Origin of the sequence: Lysinibacillus sp. HST-98 (assembly GCF_016757845.1) — a bacterium.
Taxonomy (GTDB): domain Bacteria; phylum Bacillota; class Bacilli; order Bacillales_A; family Planococcaceae; genus Lysinibacillus; species Lysinibacillus capsici.
Window position 1 is genome coordinate 26,246 of the sequence record NZ_JAENHX010000003.1, and the last position, 24,299, is coordinate 50,544.

The 24,299-nt window shown below is 36.0% G+C and carries 24 protein-coding genes; 21 read left to right on the forward strand and 3 right to left on the reverse strand.

Annotation, left to right across the window (positions count from 1 at the left end; translation table 11 throughout):
- The first annotated feature begins 4 nt into the window (after positions 1-4).
- From JIN86_RS08705 to JIN86_RS08795, 20 genes are all read left to right on the forward strand, one after another.
- Complete coding sequence (locus JIN86_RS08705) at positions 5-238, forward strand: hypothetical protein (RefSeq protein WP_202341714.1); 234 nt, start codon at positions 5-7, stop codon at positions 236-238.
- 16 nt (positions 239-254) lie between these two features.
- Positions 255-488, forward strand: a complete 234-nt coding sequence (locus JIN86_RS08710) for a hypothetical protein (RefSeq protein ID WP_202341715.1) — start codon at positions 255-257, stop codon at positions 486-488.
- Between the two features lie 162 nt (positions 489-650).
- Positions 651-1,757: an S-layer homology domain-containing protein gene (locus tag JIN86_RS23875; RefSeq protein ID WP_202341716.1), complete on the forward strand. Its 1,107-nt coding sequence runs from the start codon at positions 651-653 to the stop codon at positions 1,755-1,757.
- Between the two features lie 98 nt (positions 1,758-1,855).
- The gene (locus JIN86_RS08720) at positions 1,856-3,910 is read left to right on the forward strand and encodes a hypothetical protein (RefSeq protein WP_202341717.1); all 2,055 of its coding nucleotides are present in this window, start codon (positions 1,856-1,858) and stop codon (positions 3,908-3,910) included.
- A gap of 186 nt (positions 3,911-4,096) precedes the next feature.
- Positions 4,097-7,090, forward strand: a complete 2,994-nt coding sequence (locus tag JIN86_RS08725) for a pLS20_p028 family conjugation system transmembrane protein (RefSeq protein ID WP_202341718.1) — start codon at positions 4,097-4,099, stop codon at positions 7,088-7,090.
- On the forward strand, positions 7,090-7,413 hold the full coding sequence (locus JIN86_RS08730; protein WP_202341719.1) for a DUF5592 family protein: 324 nt from the start codon (positions 7,090-7,092) through the stop codon (positions 7,411-7,413). Before JIN86_RS08725 ends, JIN86_RS08730 begins: the two co-directional genes overlap by 1 nt.
- Positions 7,406-8,044: a hypothetical protein gene (locus JIN86_RS08735; RefSeq protein WP_066036884.1), complete on the forward strand. Its 639-nt coding sequence runs from the start codon at positions 7,406-7,408 to the stop codon at positions 8,042-8,044. The genes JIN86_RS08730 and JIN86_RS08735 overlap by 8 nt, the downstream gene beginning before the upstream one ends.
- A 21-nt stretch (positions 8,045-8,065) precedes the next feature.
- Positions 8,066-10,021, forward strand: a complete 1,956-nt coding sequence (locus tag JIN86_RS08740) for a VirB4 family type IV secretion system protein (protein WP_066036883.1) — start codon at positions 8,066-8,068, stop codon at positions 10,019-10,021.
- 1 nt (position 10,022) lies between these two features.
- A complete protein-coding gene (locus tag JIN86_RS08745) occupies positions 10,023-10,628 on the forward strand; it encodes a hypothetical protein (RefSeq protein ID WP_202341720.1) in 606 nt (201 codons plus the stop codon).
- The gene (locus tag JIN86_RS08750) at positions 10,625-11,665 is read left to right on the forward strand and encodes a C40 family peptidase (RefSeq protein ID WP_237497200.1); all 1,041 of its coding nucleotides are present in this window, start codon (positions 10,625-10,627) and stop codon (positions 11,663-11,665) included. The genes JIN86_RS08745 and JIN86_RS08750 overlap by 4 nt, the downstream gene beginning before the upstream one ends.
- 16 nt (positions 11,666-11,681) lie before the next feature.
- Positions 11,682-12,599 carry a hypothetical protein gene (locus JIN86_RS08755; protein ID WP_202341721.1) on the forward strand — a complete coding sequence of 306 codons (918 nt, stop codon included), beginning with the start codon at positions 11,682-11,684 and terminating at the stop codon, positions 12,597-12,599.
- A 274-nt stretch (positions 12,600-12,873) separates the two neighbouring features.
- Complete coding sequence (locus JIN86_RS08760; RefSeq protein ID WP_004233224.1) at positions 12,874-13,167, forward strand: hypothetical protein; 294 nt, start codon at positions 12,874-12,876, stop codon at positions 13,165-13,167.
- A complete protein-coding gene (locus tag JIN86_RS08765) occupies positions 13,167-13,493 on the forward strand; it encodes a hypothetical protein (protein ID WP_202341722.1) in 327 nt (108 codons plus the stop codon). The genes JIN86_RS08760 and JIN86_RS08765 overlap by 1 nt, the downstream gene beginning before the upstream one ends.
- 1 nt (position 13,494) lies before the next feature.
- Positions 13,495-13,956, forward strand: a complete 462-nt coding sequence (locus JIN86_RS08770) for a hypothetical protein (protein WP_202341723.1) — start codon at positions 13,495-13,497, stop codon at positions 13,954-13,956.
- 19 nt (positions 13,957-13,975) lie between these two features.
- Positions 13,976-15,208 carry a MobP2 family relaxase gene (mobP2, locus tag JIN86_RS08775; RefSeq protein ID WP_202341724.1) on the forward strand — a complete coding sequence of 411 codons (1,233 nt, stop codon included), beginning with the start codon at positions 13,976-13,978 and terminating at the stop codon, positions 15,206-15,208.
- Positions 15,209-15,221: 13 nt separating this feature from the next.
- A complete protein-coding gene (locus JIN86_RS23770) occupies positions 15,222-15,347 on the forward strand; it encodes a hypothetical protein (RefSeq protein WP_255538247.1) in 126 nt (41 codons plus the stop codon).
- Entirely contained in the window at positions 15,344-15,604 is a 261-nt protein-coding gene (locus JIN86_RS08780; protein WP_202341725.1) for a hypothetical protein, read from the forward strand. The genes JIN86_RS23770 and JIN86_RS08780 overlap by 4 nt, the downstream gene beginning before the upstream one ends.
- A 13-nt stretch (positions 15,605-15,617) precedes the next feature.
- Entirely contained in the window at positions 15,618-17,321 is a 1,704-nt protein-coding gene (locus tag JIN86_RS08785; RefSeq protein ID WP_202341726.1) for an LPD25 domain-containing protein, read from the forward strand.
- Positions 17,322-17,457: 136 nt separating this feature from the next.
- A complete protein-coding gene (locus tag JIN86_RS08790) occupies positions 17,458-18,087 on the forward strand; it encodes a DNA methyltransferase (protein ID WP_237497201.1) in 630 nt (209 codons plus the stop codon).
- Between the two features lie 55 nt (positions 18,088-18,142).
- Positions 18,143-18,379 (forward strand): hypothetical protein, encoded by a 237-nt coding sequence (locus JIN86_RS08795; protein ID WP_202341727.1) that lies wholly within the window; start codon positions 18,143-18,145, stop codon positions 18,377-18,379.
- 110 nt (positions 18,380-18,489) lie between these two features.
- Here the strand turns inward: JIN86_RS08795 and JIN86_RS08800 are convergent, their stop codons facing one another.
- The 3 genes from JIN86_RS08800 to JIN86_RS08810 form a co-directional block, all read right to left on the reverse strand.
- Positions 18,490-19,578 carry a GerAB/ArcD/ProY family transporter gene (locus JIN86_RS08800; protein ID WP_202341728.1) on the reverse strand — a complete coding sequence of 363 codons (1,089 nt, stop codon included), beginning with the start codon at positions 19,576-19,578 and terminating at the stop codon, positions 18,490-18,492.
- Positions 19,579-19,863: 285 nt separating this feature from the next.
- Positions 19,864-21,063 carry a Ger(x)C family spore germination protein gene (locus JIN86_RS08805; protein WP_202341729.1) on the reverse strand — a complete coding sequence of 400 codons (1,200 nt, stop codon included), beginning with the start codon at positions 21,061-21,063 and terminating at the stop codon, positions 19,864-19,866.
- A gap of 42 nt (positions 21,064-21,105) precedes the next feature.
- On the reverse strand, positions 21,106-22,683 hold the full coding sequence (locus JIN86_RS08810; RefSeq protein WP_202341730.1) for a spore germination protein: 1,578 nt from the start codon (positions 22,681-22,683) through the stop codon (positions 21,106-21,108).
- Positions 22,684-23,224: 541 nt separating this feature from the next.
- On the opposite strand from JIN86_RS08810, the gene JIN86_RS08815 reads away from it, so the two are divergent.
- The gene (locus JIN86_RS08815) at positions 23,225-24,298 is read left to right on the forward strand and encodes a Fe(3+) ABC transporter substrate-binding protein (protein WP_202341731.1); all 1,074 of its coding nucleotides are present in this window, start codon (positions 23,225-23,227) and stop codon (positions 24,296-24,298) included.
- Position 24,299 lies beyond the last annotated feature (1 nt).

The window sequence follows — 24,299 nt, forward strand, 5'->3', positions numbered from 1 at the left end:
GGCATTGGAGAAAGTATATTTAAGTCAAACCGATATAGGGAAGATGACTGAGAAGGTTGGATGGGGAGATCGTCGGAAAATTGCTGTTCTAATAGGCAGAAATCAATTTCCTCCACATGATGTACGAATTGGGAGTACAAAAGGTTGGAAAAAGGAAACGATTAACCAGTGGTTCGAAGACGTAGTGGAGAAAGATTTAAAGAAAAAGCCAAAAATGCCTCTAAAGCCACAAGTCTAAGGTAGCCTAAAAAACTATGAGAAAAAAAACGCATGAAGAAAATATGGAAGAAGTAAAAGCTGTTTTAGCTTTCGAAGGCGTAGAATTATCACCAGAGTTTGAAGAATTAATTCTAATGGAGGCCAAAGGAGAAATTACAACTTCGCAGATGCATCAAAAGGCAATGGCAATTTTGGAGTTGGATAATGGAAATGTTCAATCAACAATTAAAATAAAAGCCAAATTAAAAAAACACAATCAAGAGTTTTAAATCAAGGATTCACCAAAAATGGTGAGTCTTTTTTCATGGAAATAAATTGATTATTTTAACAGATGTGGTATAATATAGTTATAGAAACTTCCTATTTAATAGTTATTGGTTTGAAATATAGATTGAGCAAAAAAATACCATTTGTTGAAGGAGGAAAATGAAATGAGAAACAAATTATTTATGGCGACAATAGCAGCTGCTATTGCTGTTCCAGTGATGGTGGCACCTATTCCGACTCATTATGCTGAGGCTGCAGGAACAAAAGGAACTGTAGTGTTGGCCAATAATCCTTTCAAAGATGTAAAAGTAAATTCTCCATACTATAAAATTATTCATGAAATGCGAGATGCTGGGATCATTCAAGGCTATGAAGACGGCACTTTCCGTCCAGATACAACAATCAGCCGTCAACACGCTGCTGCATTAGTTAGCCGTGCGCTAAAAATCAATGATCTAACGCTGGAAAAAACAAATAATTTTAAACAACCAAAGGATTTACGTACAGACAGCCCTTATTACGAGGACATCAAGGGCTTAGTAGAAGCAGGGCTTTTAGAATTAGATAGCCAGGGCAATGTCAACCCAAATAAAGCCCTCACTCGTGGTGAAATGGCGAAAATTATTGCTGTAGCTTTCAATCTTGAAGTGAAGGCAGACTATGTGTTTGGTGATGTAAAAGGTTCAAAATATGAGGAATACGTGAAAGCATTGTATTCAAATGGCGTAACGACAGGTTATGAGGACTATACGTTTAAATTGAATGGTTCTTTAACGCGTGTTCACTATGTCCTTTTCATGCACCGTGCTATGAATATAGATGCTGATTTCGTAGCAGAGCCAATTCCAACACCAACACCAACACCGAAACCAACGCCAGAACCAAAACCTGATCCTAAACCAACAACTAAGAGTCCAGTTAAGTACAGCGATTGGAGCTATCAGGATATTAAAACAAAAATCCCACGTCCAGCTGGCTATGTAGCAGGTGAACATGAGAAGAAGAATGCTGAAATTTTAAAAGAGCTTATCATAGAAAATGGACATAGAGGAAAAGGGGGCTTTACTATAGAAGCGAATTCTCCTTTCTGGAGTTCTTCTTTTACATTTGAAGACAGACTACGTTCAAGTGCTGAAAATGCTGGTGTAACTTATGAGGAATATGTCCAGATTATTAACCGTGTTATTGAAACAGGTGAAGTATATAATGGAGGAACATTCGCTATTTATTTTGATTACCAGAGTGGAGGAATACGCAACTCTAGTATTTAGGATGCCATTTAAGTTGAACTAGTACCTTAAAAGACCTTTTTATATTGAAAGGTCTTTTTTGTATGGAGAAAATTGTACAAGATAAAGGCGGTTTGTTTATGAAATTTAAAATATTTATTTCTAAGTTATGTTTAGGGTTTTTACTACTCTCAATCTTTAACTTTAGTGGTAGTAATGTGCTTGAAGTAGCCAATGCTGCCACTGTTCCAATTAAAGATACAATTACTCTTACAGTGAAGTTTCCTGATACTGTTGGGGAAGGATTTGGTGTAGAACCTACTGATCCTGAAGAGATTCACATGATGATTAATACTGAAGGTCGAAGTCATCCCCACCGCACAGGATGGGGAGCCCTTCCATATGCGTGTGTACGAACAGATACACCTTATATAGCTGGCTATGACTATAATGGAAACCCTATTTGGGATGTTCATACAGTTTCAGGCTGGAGACAAGATTTTGGTTGGAGTACAGAAGATAGCCATGTTCCCCATCAACCTTCCGAAGTTAAAAAAGAGATCATAGCAAAGTATGGGCAAGAGATGTACGAACTAGCAGAAGCTGCAGGCGCTGTATTTTATTATGACGACACAACACCGATTCCTACTCGTTTCCTTACAGGTGATATTGGTGAATTTAATAAACGTGTGAATGGTACAACGGGTCGCTATTCGATTTATTATAAAGACTCTACCTACACGGATCGCCATTGTCAGAATGGAGAAAAAGCCTATTTTTATCGAAATAATGATTTCTTCGTCACAACAACTTTTGATGTTGAGTGGAAGGAGCCAGAAGATAAGCAAGGAACAGGTTTAGGGAGAGCTTATTGGGAATTAGAAAGAACGGATAAAAATGGCCTGAGTGAAGTAGCTGTCTATAGTAGCTTTAAGGGAGAATACGATAAACATGTTGCAGTTCGAAACATTAAACATACAGTAAATCTTGATACGAAACATGTTGAACAAGAAGGACCGATTGAATTTACGATTAACGCGAAACAAGTACAAAACAAGGACATGCAGTATGGCTTTGAATATGAGTATACCAACAAAGAAATTGGTTGGGTTTGCACAGGGAAAGGCGAAGATCAAGAATGTCATTGGGATGATCGTCCCGATTGGCGAGCCGTTCAAAAATTTGAATTAGGTGGTTCTATTCCAGTTGATCATCAACAAAAGAAAGCCGAAAAATCGGATAAATTAGATGGTGTTTTAGTGAAAAAATGGGTCGTGGGTAGAGAAGATAAGTATGGTCCATCGAAAGAGTCAAAAGCTTATTATGAACAATATCATCGTGCTGAAGGGAATGTATGGCAGGATGAGATAAAGTTAAAGACACAAACTACTTTGCCTATGACACCAGGGAAATTATTGTATAGCGTAGAGTTACCTTCAGGTAAACATAAAGACGGTGACTTTTATCCACTTATGAAAACACAAAGTTCGGGTACTTATAAAGCAGCTGAATTAGACGAAAGCCTACAAGCTGAGTTTGAGGATGGCGTACAGCTTCAACAAAAAGTATTGAAAGATATGGGGATGAAAGGTGATCAACGTCAGTTCGAAGGGGAATTTGTTTCTGATTTGTTTTTCACGGCCTCTGGAACAGGCTTTATGTCGGGCTATAACTATGCGGAAAAGGTGAAGCAAGCGATTAATAATGATCAAGCACTACCGAGTTTCGCGCAAGTAGTACAAGAGGGTGCAGCTAAAGGGGAAGCAGACTTTGTTCAATACACAAACGTGCCATTTGAGGATGAATGGGTCTTTACAAGTTCAGAAGAGGATCTTCCTCACTTACAACGTTATTCTTTACCAATTACACCCTATTCTGAATTAATGCCGAATGAAACGTACAAAAACCAATTAGAGTTAGTGGATATGGGATTAAGTGATCTGAGCTTTACATTTGATCAATCCTTTAGCTTTGAACATTTCTTATTTGGTTCGGGGTATGATGATGCCTGGATTATTGAACAGCCTGAATCGAGGGTACCTGTGACAGAATTTGAGACGGTGGAGTTAACGCATGAACAAGTAAAAAAACTTGCTAAAGCTGAAAGACAACACTCTAATAACAAAATTCATAACTTCAGATTTGTGGATCGGACTTTCCCTGATAAAGTAAGAGAAATAAGAGGCGCGCGATAAAATGACTATGATTTATCTGATAATCATTCCTATCCTAGTCTTTGTTATTTCATATTTTTGTGCAAAATATGTTTTATGGCCGATTTTCAAGATAATTAGTCAAATAGATAAGGATTCACCAAAAATGGTGAGTCCTTTTTCTATTAAAAAGTTTGAATGTAGAAAATAAGAAGGGGGGATTCGTTCATGGAAGATAATGAAATTATTGAGAAACATAAGATACTGGAATCCATTTTGCATGTGAGTGATGGCTTTCTTTGGCAAGATGTGTTTAGGGCGCTTGGAAGTGGCATTATCTACACGTTAAGCTGGTTGAATCAATTATTAGAAGACATCGTGACCAAAATTATTACACTCAATGACTTTTATGCTACGGGCGCAATGGGAGAGTTTATGGATAAAGCAAGACCATTAATATGGATTGTATTCTTTATAGCTCTTGTTGTCCTGGGCTTTCAATTTATGTTAAATAAAGTGGAAAAACGGAATGAAATTCTCCTGAATATTGTGATGGCTGTAAGTTTTATCGTCATCATTCCAGATTTAATGTCTAATATGCAGAAGATTATTGGTGTCGGAATTGAACAAATGAATCCTGAAAATGAAACGCTTGCTAGTAATATGATCAAAAGTAATGTGGCTGACGTTTTGTATTATGCCGAACATGATTTTCAATTTGCTAATAGTACACGTGGGGATGAAGGTTCACCTCCAAGACCTGCAAGTAAAGAAGATAGTTCCATAGGAACTACAGATTATACCTATGCAAATCGTTTTTCGGATTCATCAGCCTTGCATGTCCCCTTTTTACAAAAGCTTGACTTACATGAAGATGATGGTTGGCTTTTTAAAGAAGATTGGGTAAAGCAATTAAGTGATGAGTCAAAAGAGGTTTTAAAAACGAAATCTGTTCCAACAGGTGTTGGCGACAGTTATCAAGTCGAAGAATTACAAGATAATGCGGTCCCTATGACGAAAATAGGTCGAGAAACTTATTATCGTTATCATGTCAATTGGCTGTCTTTAATTGTGTCCTTACTGGTAACGTCTATTGCTTTAGGTATCACAGTTCTAAAAATTGGCCGTGCTATTTTCGATCTAGCGTTCCATCAAATTTTTGGTATGTTCATTGCAGCTAGTGACCTTACAGGTGGACAACGTACAAAAAAAGTATTGGTGGAAATGGTCAATACTTTTGTCGTGATCTTTATAATGACGGGCCTCCTCCAACTATTCGTTTTGTTTGTAAATTGGGCAAATGGATTAAAGACAGATATTGGGATGTTAGGTGTGATCATACTCATGATTGCTGGGGCTTGGGCATTGATTGATGCTCCTGATATTGTGCAACGTACGCTTGGTATTGATGCAGGTTTACGCAATGGATGGCAAGCGATGATGGGAGCTTATGCAGGAGGTAAAGCATTGACAGCTGGTGCGCAGGCGCTTAAAAACGTAGCTCAAAAAGGTGCTGCAACTGTAGCAGGAGGAGCAAATATGGCGAAGAGAACTGTCGAAGGAATGCGTACAGAAACACCGTCAGAGGTAGGAAAACGTACTTCTGTGCCAGCGATACCTGGAAGTGGTGATGTAAAATCCATGCCAAAATCAGATGAACAGCATTCAAATTCTACTATGGGAGGTACTTCAGATCCTATCCCGTCATCAGTTGAAAGTGATGGATTGAATGCATATGATCAGATAGCTGCAACTTCACAAGATTATGAGCCAATTCCGTCTAGTGTTAACAGTAACCAGGTGGATATGCCAGGAAGTATGGGAAGTATTCAACCTGGTCAAATACCAAGTCAAGGTGGAAAGGAAAAAGGAAGTCCATCAATCCAACCAAAGACAGTAACAACACCAGCTAAATCACCAACAAATACAAGCACAAGTGATGTTTCACAACGGGGTGCTATGCAACGTCAAGAAAGTCAACCTATATCAGGAAGTCCTAGTGTTGATTCTTCAATACAAAGTGTAACTGGTCAAGATGACAATATGCATCATGGACCAATTCAGCGACAAGAACATGAGCCAATTCCATCTAGTGAAGCAATCCCGTCTGAAGGGATCTCACTACAGCCAAGTACACCAGGCGTGACAAGACAAGTAGATACAGCAGCAACTATTCCAACAGGAGGTCCAAACGTTCGTCAAACAAGTGAGGCAATCCCGTCTGAAGGGATCTCACCACAGCCAAGTTCACCAGGCGTGACAAGACAAGTAGATACAGCAGCAACTATTCCAACAGGAGGTCCAAACGTTCGTCAAACAAGTGAGGCAATCCCGTCTGAAGGGATCTCACCACAGCCAAGTTCACCAGGCGTGACAAGACAAGTAGATACAGCAGCAACTATTCCAACAGGAGGTCCAAACGTTCGTCAAACAAGTGAGGCAATCCCGTCTGAAGGGATCTCACCACAGCCAAGTTCACCAGGTGTGACAAGACAAGTAGATACAGCAGCAACTATTCCAACAGGAGGTCCAAACGTTCGTCAAACAAGTGAAGCGATCCCGTCTGAAGGAATCTCACCACAGCCAAGTACACCAAGTTCGACAAGCTCAGGAAATGTTCCAATGAGGTCGAACGTCCGACAAACGAGTGAAGTAATCCCACCTGGAAGGGTTACACAACAGGCAGGCACATCAGGAGTAATAACACCATCGAGTACAGGAAATGTGTCGACAGGTTCAAACAAACGTCAAACAAATGAAACAATCCCATCTGTAGGAGTTGGACCACAGCCAAATACACCAGGAGTGACAGCTCCAACGGTTATAGGAAATGGGCATCAAACTGTTACTAGTGGAGTAATTCAACAAGGTTCATCAGGAAATGTCCAACATGTTGCACCGCAAAATTCAACACAGGCACAAGTAGTTAGTCAACCAACAGGAGGATCAAACGTTGTACAGCAAGGACCAGTTGTTTCGACTGTAGGAGGACAAGGTGGTACTGTTCAGCCTAATCAAAAGTCAACTACCATTGATCCTAAAACATATGGACATAAACAGGTGGTGCATACAAATACCATTCTTGGTGGTAATCCATCTGTACAACAATTGAAAGAAAGCGTGACACGTGCTGGTAATAGTGGTTTTACACTTGGTCAAAATATTCGTCGTATGACCAATAATATAGGAAAAAGAAAAAGACAAGGGAGTGACCAAGAATAATGTATGATATTCCAAAAGAAATTAAGGCAAAGCCTAAAATTGTTGGTTTAGAAGTAAAGGAGTTAATCATTTTATTGGTTAGCTTCTTTCTTTTTTTCACCGTATTAAAAGATTTAGTACATGGTATTTTGTTTATTCCTTATATATTGATGGCAAGTGGTACCTTGTTTTGGATGGTATTACCTTCCAGAAATAACCCTCGACTCAAAAATTACATGTCATTGTATTTATATTTCAAGCGTAATAAATACACTTATCATGCAGTAGATGTCAAAAAAATAATGAATGATTACTTATATGGAAAGGGGGATCATCGTGAATAAAGAGGAAATCAAGCCTATTATTGTCCCATCTTATACCGAGGAAAAAGTGTCTAAAAAAAACTTCCTTAAAAAGTATCCTTTTTTTCTAAAAAATAAGAAGGCAAAAAAGAAGGTTGAAAGAAAATCTCATGTTTTACGGAAGACCCCTATGATTATGCCATTTTTAGATATAACTGAAGAGTACATTGTGATGAAGAAAGGCTACTTTATGGACATCTTTCAAATTACGCCAAATGATTTGCATTCACTAACGGATGACGATATTACAATAAAACTGTTAGAAAAAGCTCGCTTTTACCGTAGTTCGGCATCTCAACATAAAGTAGTAGGGCTAAACTTTCCAGCCAATACAGAAAAGCAGAGGCTCTATTGGGAGAGAAAAAAAGAAAGAACGACAGATCCTTTACGCATACGTTTTATCAACCGTAAGTTATTTGAGTTAGAATTTTTAGAGCGTGAAAGAACAAATCGTGAATTCTTCTTGTTCATCTATGCTGAATCAGCTCAGACTTTAGAGGATGAAAAGAAGCAAGTAGTGAGAGGGCTACGACAATCATTCCCTTTGCAAAGTTTATCAATTGAAAAGAAGCAAGACATTTTATTTATGATGTCAAATCAAAACTCAAAATAATTAGGAAGGAGAGGATTAACAATGAAGCTATTAGACTCTGTTTTGAAATTTAAACAGCCAGTTGAAACAAAGCGAGAGAAACAAGAGAGAGAGTATAATCCCACTTTTTTAGCTGCCATACAGCCACAAGGCGGTATTCAATTTAAAGATAAATACATCCAAAAAGGAGATGGTTATGAGGCCTGTATACATATATGGGACTATCCAACGGGTGTATCAAAATTATGGTTAGAAAAAATATTTTCCATGCGTGATGTCATTGTCACGATGGATATTGCCACAATGCCTAAAGATGAAACCGTTAGTTCGATTAATAAAAGTATGTTAGAGCAGACCGTACGTTATTCAAGTGGTAAACATCAATCTGAAAAAATGGATGCTCAAAATAGTTATCAAGAGTTAGAAAGACTTTATCAGGAAATTTCACAAATGGGTGAGGTCGTAAAACTTGTTGATATTCGTTTATTTGTACATGCCAAAACAATGCATGAACTGGAACAAAAAATACAAGCAGTTGAAACGGATTTAGTTTCGTATGGATTTAAGGGAACGACATTCCTTAATGAAAGTAGTTGGGAATGGCAGTCCCTTTTTGTTCCTTATCAAGAGCAACAAACATTTCCAAATAAAAGAGAAAGTAAAGGCATACCAGCGCTTTCATTAGCTGCAGGTTTGCCTTTTCATTTTTCAGAGCTTAACGATCCCACAGGCAGTTATTTAGGCACGACATTTAGTGGTGGTAATGTTATTTTTGATCTGTTTCATCGAGACAAACAGCGTACATTTTTTAATGCCGTTGTTGCTGGAACGATGGGGAAAGGAAAATCGACACTGCTGAAAAAGCTGACAACGGATAATGCTTGTCGTAGTAATGTGATACGGGGTTTTGATGTAACAGGCGAATTTGCCACGTTAGTAGAAGAATCTTTGAATGGCCAATTAATTAGTTTAGATGGCAGTCAAGGTATCATAAATCCTTTGCAAATTTATCGTATTTCAGACGGCACAGATCAAAAAAGTGAAGAACTTAGCTTTATGCAGCACCTTTCTAAAGTTACAACCTTCTATCAATTTTTAACGAATAATCCTTCAACGGAAGACTTAGAAGAATTTAAAAAAGTATTACGTTTGTTTTATGTATCTTTAGGTTTTCAAGAACGGATTCAAAGTACGGGTGTAACCCAGTTAGCGAATGAAGAATATCCGACATTCAGTGAATTTTTACAGTATGTGCGGAATGAATTATATGAGGATTTACCGCAACGTATTATTCGTAAAGAGTTGTCTATGACTAGAGCCAATCGTCTAGAAAAAATTGAATTAGTAATTGATAATTTAGTACACAGTTATGGTCATTTATTCGATGGACACACATCCATTCCAGCTTTTACAGATGAACAAGTGATTTTCTTTTCTGTCCGTAATCTAACAAGGTTAGAGAAAAATATATTTAATGCCCAAATGTATAGTGCATTAACGTTGATATGGGATAATCTTATTCAAATTGGTACACCTCAAATGCGAGCAATTTATGAAGATAGTAATTTCAATGAAGAGGATGTTATTCGGTTTTTCCTGGTTATCGATGAATCTCATCGTTTTATCAATGCCAATAATCTTTTAGCTGTGGACTATTTAATCGATTATGAACGAGAAGCCCGTAAGTATTTTGGTGGAATTGTATTAGCTAGTCAATCCATTCGAGATTATGTACCTGACCATGCAGATTCGGAAGTTGTGACAAAGATTCGTACTTTATTTGAATTAACACAGTACAAATTTATCATGGGACAAGACGCCAATACATTAGATGCTATGCGAACGATTTTTGAGGGACAAATCAGCGAAAGCGAATTGGCTCAAATACCGCAGTTCCAACAAGGAGATTGTCTATTGTCTATTAATGGAGTAGGGAATTTAATGTTCAGCGTAGAAGCATCAGAAGAAGAGTTGGCAATGTTTAGAGGGGGAATGTAACGTGGAACGTTCTACAATGTCAAAATTAATCTTGGTATTATTCATTGGTTTGGTCATGTTAGGTTTCATGATAAAAATGTTCTTCTATGATGGTAAAAATAAAGATGATACCGGCTTTGAGGGAGAAAATGAATACAGCTACTCAGAACCAGTAGAGGAAGAAAGAACAGACTCAGAGACGGAAAGCGATAAAGATCGACAAGTACCTGTAGGGAATACTGAAATCGATTATGACGCTGAGTATGGGGCTAAATTCGGTGAAGATAAGGTACAGGCAGCAGAGAAATTAGCAGAAAAAGTTATGCAAGCTTGGCTAGAAAATAATACAGATATGGAGATGTGGAAGGAAATTTCTACAGCTCCTTTTTTAATTGTTGTGCAAAATGAAGTAATGGCTCCGAAGGATCAATTAACAAGGAAAGTAAAGTCACTTGATGTTTCTCCTACAAAGGCTTCAGGAGATCAAGATATACAATTCATGGTCTATGCGACATGGGATGTGCTGTCTGCAGGTAAAAAAGTTAGAGAACAATCCAACATGTATAAAATATCTTTGACACTTTCTGAGTCGGGAGAATGGTTTGTAAAAGAGTTGAGTCGAGTATGAAGCAAATCATTAATTTTATTGGACAGCAGATTGGTAAAAAGATTTTGGTATGGATTGCAGGGTCGTTAGGGTTTTCATTCTTTGTGATTGTAGCTGTCATTTTGTTGGCCATCATCATGATAATAGGTGCAGTAGGAGGCTCAACAAACAATCATTCTATTGGAGGGAATGGTTTATCAGCTTGTTCTGTGACAGGAGAAATCGATGAAGTAAGCTGGAATGCAGCCTTTTCAAATGCAGGGGCTTTCACTGGAAAAGGAGACTTATTTATTGAACTTGCACGATTAAATGGCATTGATCCTGTATTGGCTGCAGCGATTGCTTTTCATGAAACAGGGCGAGGTACATCCAATGCGGTTGTAAATAAAAACAATCCAGGAGGCATCATGGACCCAGCTACAGGTTGGTCCAAGTTGATGCATTTTTCCTCATTAGAGGAAGGGTTGTCATACACAATGGCGAATTTAAAGCGTCGAATTATTGATGACGGACTCTCAACAATTGAGTCATTAGGGAGCGTTTATGCACCCATCGGGGCAGCAAATGATCCGAACGGATTGAATGCACATTGGGTTCCAACGGTCACTAAATTTGCTAGTGAGTTGGGTGGATTAACGATGAATTGTTCGCCTATGGGTTCTCAAATTGTTGGAAATGAAGCTTTTAAAACGATTTTAAACGAGATGTTAAAGTACGAAGGCTGGTCCTATGTTTGGGGTGGCTACAATCCAAATATGGGCTTTGATTGTTCAGGATTAATGCAATGGTCTTACGCAAAAGCAGGCATCCAACTTCCACGTACAGCCTATACACAATACAAATTTGCTCAACCAATAACACGGGATCAATTGCAACCAGGCGACTTAATTTTCTTTAAAAGTGCTAATTACGCACCAGTTACACATGTTGGTATGTATGTAGGGAACGGAAAAATGTTTAACTCACAAAATGATGGCGTGCGTTATGATGACGCGTTAACAGGTTATTGGGGATCTGTCATTGTGGGTTATGGAAGAGTGGCCGATTTCTCTGAATAAAGGAGGGCGTTAACTTGTGAAATTAAAAATAAATAAAGGCTTAGAAAATAAATTCTATGTAAGTCTGATGTCGTTTCTCATCATTAGTTTTTTGATTATCTTTACATCCAAGTTGTGGATGTATGATGATAATCCAATTAAACAAACACCTTTTAACAAAGACATAGTAGGTTTAGAACAAACGACATTAATCTTAAAAAAATGGCACTATAATCCCGAAAAAGGGTTCATGGAAGTATTACTGGAAACACAACACACAGGTTCAGATAACGTAAAACCTACATTTGCATTTGCAGCCAAAGCCTCGAAATCATTGGAGTCTTACCCTGTGAAAATTATCTATCAAAAGGATAATCAGTACGTTCTTCATATTTCAAAAGTGCCTAAGGAGTATTCTGTTATTGGTTTATTTGTTAAGGAAATTCGTGATCAAAAAATACTTGAAAGTGAGGCAAGGGACAAACTGTTGGCTGAAAAAGGCGCTGTCGATCCATCAACTGTTTTAGATTTACCACAGCCGAAAGAAAAAATTATTGTTGGCGATTATCGAAAAATAAGTGAGGATAAATCCTTGAAAGAAAAGACACAGTTCGCCTATCAAGAAGAATTTATTGCGCTTGAAATTGACCAAATTGATAAGAAGATTCGTACATTGGAAGGAGAACAGATTCCCTTACAAGATGACATTATTGCATCAATACAAAACGAAATGAAGCATCTAGAAAGTGAGCTTGCCTATAAGACGGAAGACGAAAAACAAGAAGTACGTCTACAACTTGTAAAGAAAAAAACAGCGATTGAAAACGTCAATGAGAAGAAAAAAGACTATCAAAATCGACTAATAGAATTACAAAATAAGCGAAAGAAGTTGCAAGAAAAAATTGACATGATTGGCTCCGATGAAATGAAAAAGAATGTAGTTGAAGTCGAATAATACTAGTAGTAAATGGATTGATTTTAGCAAAAAAGCTAGGAAGAAAAAAGGAAGAACATGATAAATTTCAGGAAGAAAACAGGAAGAATTGCTCTTTTTTATGGGGACACCGAAATACTAGGCTCTGCCTAGTCTATCACCCCAGGTGATAGCAGATTTCCCTTATGCTCTTTCACTCAATAGCCTGCGCTCGCAGACTATTTTCAGTTTCGCCTCTTTTAGAGACGAAACGCTCAACGCCCTAGCGACTTTGAAGCAAAGGAGAGATTGCACAATGGCCGAAATAAAGGCACGGGTTGATCCAGCATTAAAGAAAAAAATAACAAGCATGGCCAAAAAAAAGAAGATGACACAAAATGATTTTATTAATCTTCATTTGAAACGAATAACCACTCCAAATTTATTTCAAGAAGAAAAAAATCGCTTCGAAGAAATGCTGGGGATGCATATAGAAGTGTTTGCAACATTTGCAAAATCGAATGAAGAGTTGCTGAAGAAACTGATTTCAATTGAGGGCATTTTAAACCAAGAAGTGCAAAAAGTTTTTGGGCAAGAGGTGAACGAATAATGGGTGCTATATTAATTCGAGATGTCGATGATTTAGCAATAGATAAAATTGATAAAGCTGCTAAAAAAGCAAAGGTGTCACGCCAGGTTTATTTAAAATCTTTGCTTGAACGGATAGCTTATTATGATGTGTTCATTGAGGAACGAGATCGCTTTGAAAAAGTTGTAACAGCTTCTCAAACACAGATGGAGCAATATTTATTACAACAAAGTGAGCTATATAAACATGTGCTGCAAATTGAATCGATGTTGTACCTACTATTAGATAGTGATGCAGAAGAAATAAATCAACAACTGACAGAATTAGTAGGAAAGGAAGTGAAGTAAAGTGACAGTTACGAAAAAGAAAAAAAACTTCTGGTTAACGGATTCTACAATACTAAAGCTCGAACAGTTAGCAAATGAAAAAAATTTAACTCTTGGTGGTGTTATAGAGCACCTAATTGAGACTCTTTATGCTCATGAAACTTCTCAAAATCAAGCCCTTTTAGCAGAAGTAGAAGCAATGATGCACAAACATTTACACAGTATATTGGAGCCAATTACAGAAGACTTAAAACGAGTACGTATAACAGGGAATGTTATTGATCGTAATACTCAGATGATGCTTGAATTTTGGAATCACTATTTCATTATTACAGATGCAAAACAGTTAGGTTCTACTGATCGATTAAAAACAGTGCCTTTTAATCAAGCTGAGGAATTAATAAAAAATCGTATTGCACATAATCGTCAAAAGAAAATAGATCAGGAAACAAAAAGAGCGTTGCCAGATAATCAAAGTTATTAATGGATAGAGGGAGATAAATATGAATAATTCTCCTGGCGTTGTTTTAAAAAGTAGATTTGTTATGCCATCAAGCGATGAATATCAGGATTTTATTAATTATATTGATCGTGATGCTGCGAAAGTGAACGAGAAAATTATTACTGATGAAAATGATTCCTTCTCTGTTTTTTATGAGTATATGGACTATATGGGAGATGAAAACAAGCAAGGTGCATTGTTTTCATCTACTGAAGATACTATCAATATGGATCAAAAAAATTCATTAAAAGATTTGTTCAAGCAGGCTCAAGAAAATGGTTCTCCACTTTGGCAAGATGTGATTAGTTTCGATAACACTTGGCTACAAAAGTATGGATTAATGGATGAAGGTGGACAGGTCAATGAAGTGAAAATGAAAAATATTGTGCGCGCTGCAGTAAACGAAATGTTAAAAGCAGAGAATATGATCGATAGTGCGGTATGGTCTGCAGCTATCCACTACAACACAGACAACCTTCATGTTCATATAGCGACAGTTGAGCCGATACCTACACGGGTTAAAAAGTGGACAAAGAATTTTGAAACAGGTAAATGGGAGGAACAACTACGTGCCAAACGAAAACAAGGTTCTCTTGATAAAATGAAGTCGAAAGTGGCCAACCTTATTATGGATCGTTCAAAAGAACGTAATCTTATTACCGATTTGATAAGAGGTAGTGTGAATTTAAAAAAGGAAAAGAGAGTCGATCTATCTACACATCGTCAAACGAAAAGGCTTTTTCGAGAGGCACTTCAACGATTACCGCAAGATCGTTCTCAATGGAGGTACGGCTATCAATCTATTAATGAAGCAAGGCCGTATATTGATCAGATCGTTGATATATATTTAAAACGTTACTATAAAAATGAAATGAAAGATCTTCATCGGCTACTGGATGAAGAAGTTGAAGTCATGAAGGAAAAGTACGGAGAAGGTAGCAAGTATCAAAATTATAAACAAACAAAATTAGAGGATTTAAAAAAACGTATGGGAAATGCGGTTTTAACTGAAATGCGTGCCTATCAAAAGGAAGCCGATCATCGTTTGTTTGAACTATCTAAATCCCAACGGAAGTATCAAGCTCCTATGTATCGTCAAAATTTACATGTTTCTAAAGGGTTAAACCAGGCACTAAATAATTTGAATTATCGGTTACGAAAAACGTACCACGACTTTAAAAAAGAACGAAACATGGAAGAATTTGACCGCATGTTAGATGGATATGAGCGTTAGAGGAGGTTGTTAAATGATCTATGAAGTTAAGTGTGAATTATGCAATAAAGTTCTTGATGTAGAAAAAGAACCTTATCAAGGGGCAAAGTGTATGTCGTGCATTGAAAATAACCTAGATAAAAAGGATGAGGAAAAATGAACAACATTGTATATGCATTTATCAAAGAGTTAGAAGAACAGCATGTTACGCTTCGAGTAAATAGTGTAGAGCTAAAAGTAGAGCTAACAGAGGATAATCGACAGTTTATCTTTGGGGCAATTCAACAAGGTACATTTATTGTGCCATTCAATCAAGAAAGCCATGAAATAGTTATGTATACCTCATTACTTGAATATTTTCCTGAAGCAGAACGTCATGAATTAGCAGATGCCCATTTGGTACCTGAAGAACTTTAAAGGAGTAGAGATTATGGTGATGACACGTAAAAAATATACAGCAAAAACAGCAGAGGAAAAGCAAAAAGAGATCGAAGAATTATCAGAAAAAATGACCAATCAACTAAGCTCCTATTTTATAACAGAGGATGCATTAAAAGAGCATTTAGCTTTTATGTCAATATTTTATAACTATTCCTTGCGTAACATGGCTTTGATTCAAAATCAATTCATGGGTGCAAAAGCAGTAGGTTCATTTAAGTTTTGGCAGGACAAGGGTGTATCTGTTAAAAAAGGTGAGAAGGGGATTCAAATATTTGTCCCTACACCTGTCACATATTTTAAACGTGATGATGAATGGATACAGATGCAATTCGCTAATTCCAGAGAGAAAGCACAAATTAAAAATGGCGTGCTAGAAACTGAAAAAAAGTTGTTTTTTAAAATTGGCCATGTATTTGAATATACCCAAACAGATGCAAGAGAGAAAGGGATGCCTGTCTCTGAAATCTTTGGCCAGTATCACCAGGATGGAGTGATAGAAAATGAAGATGAAATGTTAGCAGCCTTGCATAAAGTATCTAAAAATATTGGGTTTGAAATATTACCAGTACCTCCACGTGAATTAGGAGTAGCGAAAGGTGTTGCTTATCCATATGAAAAAATAATTGCCTTAAACCCACGAAATACAGCTTACGAAAATGTTACTACGTTACTTCATGAGTTAGCACATGCTAGGCTGCACACTCCTGATGTACGTGATAGCTTTACTAAAGCAGAACGTGAATTTCAAGCAGAAATGGTGTCCTATGTCGTGGCCAGTCGATATGGAATTGATACCGAGAATTTTAGTCTTTCTTATTTGGCCAGCTGGACACAACAAGGTAAAGAATTAAAAGATAAAGAAATGTTACTAAATGGTGTGAGAACAGCAGCGAGTGAATTTATAGAAACCATCGATAATCATTTTTTAGAAATTCAACGTGCAAAAGAGAACGAATTAATGAAGCCTGCGCAGCTGCTATTAATTGAATACGGAGCTTTATCAAATGCTAGCTTACGTACAATTGAGGCTGAGGACTTAAAAGAAATTATTCATGACATAATCACTAATAAGGTTGAGCAATTACAACATCCAGCATTTAAACAGGAATTGGATCAACTTAGAAGTGTCAGTGATGATTTACTTACCTTTGAGCAAGTAAATGCAGATTTTATCCAGGTGTTTAATAATACGTTTAAAGATAATTTTGCTCTCATTAATCAGCAAGAAGTGACTAATCCGAAGATTCTAATCCAATGGTCTGAAAGTGAACTAATGTCTAATGAATTAATGGGGTTTGCTGAAGGAAATGAACGCATGGCACTGCTTGAAAAGGAAGTGTTTTCTGATAAAGAAAAAGCATATAGTTATCTCAAAACTCGATACCATGTATTGATTCCAAACGGAGATACAGTCGATCTAGTTAATCCAGATCGATTAGATATTGGTGATGGAGAGTACAAGAGTCCATATGATCAACTCATTGCAGAAAATAAGCTAACTGATCCGCAACATCAGGAAATTTTAAAGGAACTCGCTTTGTATGCTGATGAAAAGCAGCGTGGTGGCCAATTAACTGAGTCAGTCCAGGTAGAGAAAGAGTTGCAACAAAAAATACCTGGTGCTCATGAAGAAGTATTGAAAAATGAAGTTAGTATCAAAAACAAACGAAGAAGTATTGCATATGAACGGTAAAGAAGCGCAGTCAATTTGACTAGCGTTATTTTTATTGAAAAATTAAAGAGGCTTGTCCCTTCAAGCCTCTTTAAAAGTATGTAAAAGAACACTCGTTCTCCTGAATTTATTATAATATGTCGGGAGGAAAAAAGCTATGAACATTAACAAAAATACTATTTACAACATGGATTGCCTAGAGGGTATGCAGTACATACCTGACAAATCAGTTGATTTAATCCTGACAGATCTTCCTTACGGAACGACTACCTGTCGTTGGGATACGATTATTCCGTTTGAGCTTTTGTGGGAGCAGTATGAGCGAGTAATCAAAGACAACGGAGCTATTGTATTAACGGCAAGCCAGCCATTCACTAGTAAATTAATTATGTCCAATCTTAAACTGTTTAGATATGAGTGGATTTGGAAGAAAGGAAAGCACACAACAGGTTTCCCAAATGCCAATAAGATGCCACTAAAAAATCATGAAAATGTATGTGTCTTTTATAAAAAACTGCCGACATACAATCCACAAGGAGTTATATATTGTAAACCTGTATTAATAAAAAATTCTCTTAAAATGAAAATACTTGGAGATAGAAATGAAACATTAAGTAAACCACATATCGTGAAAAGGAAAAACTACCCTAAGTCAGTAATTGATTTTCCACGTGACAGCAAAACTTGGCACCCGACACAAAAACCATTATCACTATTTGAGTATCTTATTCTAACTTATACTAATCCATTTAATTTTAAAGAGATCAGGACTCATCAAAATTGGTGAGTCTTAACAGTTAAACGACTATTGTTATTATCATTTTATAGAGGGAGATGTGTGTATGGCTGAAAAAATAAAAATGATTGCGGTAATAGAAGTTGATGAAAATATAGCGAAAGATCACAATTACAACATTGAAGAGGAATTCAAATGGCTAGTTGATAGTGGTATATCTTTAAGAAATCTTGTGAATGTTCCTCCTGATTTTGATATTAATGATTATGTGCAGCAAGAAAATAAACTAAAGAAAGAGAAAAAAACAATTAGAAAACAAGACAAAGGATTTTATGAACGTTAGTGAAAAGATTTTTAAAATCTAACAAATACTAAAAGGTTAAGGATTCATCAAAGTTAAAAAAAGAGTTCATCACTTCAAACAATCTGTTTAAAGTGATGAAGATTTCATGCTTAATTAATTTTCCTAATCTTAGCAACAACTATTAGTACAAGTGGGAGGATGACCGCATAAGTCGCAACGAAGGGGATCCAAGGTCCCTTGTTGTAACTGTCTGAATGAATTGTATTAGGGTGAATAAATTTAGAGAGTAGTATTAAAACAAATCCTACAGGCAAAATAAGAATTCGATAGTTTTTTATTTTTAGTATTTGTCCTAGACCAATAACAGACGCATAAAAATAAACTAACGTTTTAAAAAAGATAGCAATAAACCACATAAATGCCAAAACAATTTCAATACGTTCTATAAAATTACCAATAGAAATAAGCTTAGCTAATTCATAAGTTGGAAATCTAGAGTGAGCAGTGTCATTAGGATTTAAAACTAATATACATAGAGTAATGATAATTATTAATGCAATTCCACCTACAATAGTACCAATATAAAACCCTTTTTTTGCCCCCTTTTTATCCTGGATAGAAACAGGAAATATCATTAACAATGCAATCATTGGAAATGAAAAATAACTAATAAATAGTAATGCTCCAAATAATATAGACTTTGGGCCATTCACTAGTACAGGTTGAATGTTTTCTACATTTATCTGGGGGGAAATTAATAAAATTAATAGAATGAATAATATAAAAAATATAGGAAATAGAATTTCTGCTGATCGAGCAAAGGTTTCTAAACCTAAACTACAACCAAAAATAACGAGAAGCCCAAAAATTATACTAAATTGATATGAAGGTGAATCATGCATAAAACTTGTACTCAAGAAATCACTGACAAAGTACAACAGCTCTCCAGCTGTGATAAAGGTAAAAAAAACAAAAGTCATCGATACAAAATTTCCTACCCATTTGCCCAGTATCCTCCTGTTAATATCTACAAGAGATATATTTGGGGCGATATTACCTGTTGCAATAAACATTTTTATTAATAATAAACTGACGAGGACTGCTAAAATAGAGCTCATCCAAGCATCCTGCTTAGATTCCCCTACAATAGACCCCGGAAAAATTAAAATACCTGTACCTATAGCAAAAAAAGTAACTATTATTGTGAATTGACGGACACTTATAACATGATTCTCCACTGTTTTCTTGCCTCTTTTTCTATTTTATATTCAACTTAGCTATTTCTAAGTAAATGTTCGCAGAATAAAATCACTTACAGGTTTATAAATGAAGGAGACCCAATCTATAGGATTAGGTATGTTAACTTGGAAAGTCATAGCAATACCTAACCCTGTAGCAAATATCAGTAAAATAAAGAAAATCCATCTGTCTTTTATGTTACGTTTTGAAAAAAGATAAGAAAATTCAATAAGGGTTATTACACTTGATATAATTACTATTCCTAGTATTGCTAGCATAACCTCCTACTCCTTTTTATCATGTTCATATAATGTCGAATTTATTTTAGTCCCTGACCCTGTGGTTTCTACATCTACAGACACATTTACCTTCACATATGGGAATATTTCACCCCATTCATTTTTTATTTTCTTCCACTCTTTATAATCTGCTCTATAAATTGCTTCTCCAAATCCCAATACATCAGCTCGATAATCTTTTTGGATAGCATCAAGCGCTTCTTCTACGATTTTCTTTATTCGGGCTTCTGTTTTTTTATTAATATAGTCGTTCGTCTTCTTTTTAGAAAGGTCAATAGAACAATTTACTTCACCTACATTTTGTTTGATATTAATTTTTAGATTAATTGAAGGTACACCATTCTTTACTTTCCCTTTCATTTTGGTTTTTGCATTTGTAATTTCGACTGATAAATTTCCACCTTTAGGACAAGCTATTATTCCTAGTGTGTTTTTTACATTATTTTTTATATAGTTGTAACCTTTACTTTCGTTTTCTGTCAGTGTTCCGACTAATTTATCTTGTTTAAATAGTGCTAAGCCAGAGTACTTTAAATTAGCTGTTGGCTCTATTTTTTCTATGTTAATCCGCTCTTTTCCAAGGTCGGCTTCACCAACAATACGTATATTAGTTAAAACTGCATTTTTTCCTTTTTCACTAATTTCTTTTATTAAGTCATGTATGTGGATATGAGTAGTAGGTGCCCATGCTTTATCCGACACTTCAAGAGAGTTGTACAACTTACTTGCTGGAATTTTTTCTAAAGGTGTAAAAATGGACAAAATTTCACGTGCAGAAGTTTCATCCGATACAATAACATAAAAATCACTTCTTAATTCGTGATCTCTTGAAAAAAAATCGAGTGATTCACTAATTCCGTTTTTGGCCAGTTCTTTTCCCAGAACAAGTATTTGAATATGTGAAAAATAAGGTTTACGTGGTGTAACGGTTGTCATTTCTCTAATTGCTTCAAACACACTTTTACCTGTTGCATGGTAGGTTACAACAGAAGATTGACCACTATTTCCTTGTTTGGAGGAAACTGAAGACGGATTAACGACTTGTAGTGTTACCTCATATCCGTTCTCTACCTTATCAATTCCCATAGCTACAACGATTGCTAGTTCGTTTAGTTCACGTTTCCCTTCACACCCACTTATAAATAGGGCAAACAAAATAAATAAGAATATTGATGTTTTTTTCATTAGTTCCTCTCCTCGTAGGAGTTATATTGATAATAAAAAGGTTTATTTCCTTCCTTTGGTTGGTTTATTTAACGGATTGCTTCCTCTTTTTATATTATTTGGACTAATTAAACGAGAGCGATTTAGTAATGCCCAACGCGGAAAGCGTAGTATTGAATCTTTTTGTTCAGACGGAATAAATGGTGCAAACGGACTCATATAAGGCACTCCAAACGAACGAAGGCTACACAAATGAAGAATCAAAGCAGTAATACCAGCCATCACGCCAAACAAACCCCAGAATGCAGCTAAACCCATCATAGGGAAACGTAATAGCCGAAATGTATTAGAGAGGCCATATGAAGGAAATAAAAAACTACTAATAGCTGTTAACGATACGACGATTACCATAACAGCGGATACAATTCCAGCCTCTACTGCTGCCTGTCCAATAACTAATGTACCTACAATAGAAACTGCTGGTCCAATTGTTCTAGGCATACGAATCCCAGCTTCTCTTAAAATTTCAAAAGCAACTTCCATTATTAACGCTTCAGCGAAGGCTGGAAACGGGACTCCTTCTCGCTGAGCTGCAAGGCTTAATAGCATAGGCGTTGGTAGCATTTCTTGATGATGGGTAGTAATAGCTACATAGAATGAAGGACCTAATAAGGCAATTCCAATTCCAAAATAACGCATGATTCGAATTAGGCTACTTATATCCGAACGTTGATAATGATCTTCCGCGGCTTGTAGAAATGAAGTAAATGGAGCAGGTACAATAAGAACAAACGGTGTACCATCTACTAAAATTGCTACTTTTCCCTCCAATAGTTCAGCTGCAATTACATCTGGACGTTCCGTGTTATAGACAGTTGGAAAAGGAGTCAATGTAGAATCCTGAATTAGTTCTTCGATATAACCACTTTCAAGTACTCCATCCATGTCAATTCGATCTAGGCGTTTCATAACTTCTGTAACAACTTTATCATTCGCGATACCGTTAATATACATAATCGAAACTTCAGTCTTTGTATATTTCCCAATGATTCTGGATTTCAGCCAAAGATTAGGGTCTTTTATTTTTCGGCGAATTAATGCCGTGTTGGTTCGTATTGATTCAGTGAATGCTTCGCGAGGGCCCCGTATTACTGATTCATTTACAGGTTCAGAAATTGCCCTTCCATTTGCATTTTTTGTACTTGTGGATATGCCTTTTGTATAGCCATCAAGTAAAATGACCGTGTCACCATTTAAAATAGAGTTATATAACGCTGTAAAACTAGAAATATCCTTAATATCTCCTATCGTTAGGCAATAGTCTTTTAAAAACTGAATAATTTCTCCTGAGTTATGAATATTGGCGCTTTCAATATCTAGCATCAAAGATTCCATGATAAAATTGCTTACAACAGACTGATCTGCTAATCCATCTGTGTATATTATTCCAACTAATTGATTTTTGAGTTTCCCAACTTTTATTTCACGAATAATAATGTCATTACTATTACCGATACTTTTTTTAATTTGTTGTATGTTTTTATGAAGACTTGTATTTAGTTTGTCATCAAATGGTTCGCTTTTTTGCGATTTTTTATTTTGTTCATCCCAATCAGGGGTCCATTTTTTATCAAAACCCACTTAAAATCATCTCCATTTACATTTCTTATTTTCATCAAGTATGTATCAATTTTCCAATAATCAAACTAAGTACTGTAATAATTTTTAGATTTATCAAGTACGCTCGATTGTTGTTACCATGATAATGTCGACAGCGAAAAGGTTTGAGTCGTACATATCTTTTTATTGCTAATTATAAGTGTCGTCAGTTAACAGTTTGCAAAAAGAGGTTAACATCTCCCCAGTTTAACCATTCGTTTAAAGACTAAATAAGTTGGATAAATTAGCTGTTCATTGTGACCTCAAAACTTTTTAGAAACTAATTTCTTTGATTATGACACCTTTAACTTTTTTGTTAAAAATTTGTAGTATGGTTTGGTTTTTAATTGTCATTCATTTATATATACTTTTTCATAAAGCTGAATATATCTATTGTGGTAAGAACAAAAAGTTATTAAATACACCATATACTATATTGACTTTTTTTCTTACACTTATATAATTTAATAAGAATTTGATTTTGATAATCATTTTCAATAACATTCGATAGGGGAAGTAAAAAGTGAAAAAGCTATTTGCATTTTTATTATTAAGTGCTCTATTTTTATTAGTAGCATGCAGTGATAGTAGTTCTAACAATCAAAAGGATTCAAAAGAAAAAGCAGTCAGCTCTCAAGAAGAGTCAAAGGAAGTAAATTTATATACAAGCCGTCATTATGATGTTGACGATAAATTATATAAAGAGTTTGAAAAAGAAACAGGTATTAAGGTGAATATTATTAAAGGAGAGCCAGATGAGCTACTAGAGCGCATTAAGCGGGAAGGTAAATCCACTAAGGCAGATTTATTTTTAACAGCTGACGTTGCCCGTCTATACCGCGCGAAAGAAGATGGACTATTACAAGTTATTTCAAGTAATACATTAAACAAGCAAGTACCTAAAAAATTTCAAGATACGGATCAAATGTGGTACGGTTTAACAAAGCGAGCTCGCGTTATCGTTTACAATAAAGAAACAGTTAAACCAGAAGAACTTTCAACTTATGAAGCTCTAACAGAAGCACAATGGAAAAATCGAGTACTAATCCGCGGTGCTGAAAATGTCTACAACCAATCATTACTTGCTTCATTTATCGAAATTAGTGGGGAACAAAAGGCTAAAGAGTGGGCAAGTGGCCTTGTAACAAACTTCGCCCGTAATCCAGAGGGTGGGGATCGAGATCAAGCAAAAGCGATTACTGCTGGAATTGGTGACGTTGCCATTATGAACACATATTATTACGGACAAATGTTAAACTCTACTGATCCAGAAGAAGTGAAGGTGGCTGAAAGCTTAGGCGTATTTTTCCCTAATCAAGAAACAACAGGAACACACGTTAATATTAGTGGTGCTGGTGTAATTAAAACTTCAAAAAATAAAGATAATGCAGTAAGATTATTAGAGTATTTAACTGCTCCTGCAGCACAGACTGTTTTTGCAGAGACAAATTATGAATATCCTGTTAATCCAGAAGCAACATCCTCAGAGTTACTTAAGTCATGGGGCGAATTCAAAGAACAAGATATTCCACTCTCTACTTTAGGCGATCATAATGCAAAAGCTGTGATGATCTTCAATGAGGTAGGCTGGAAATAAC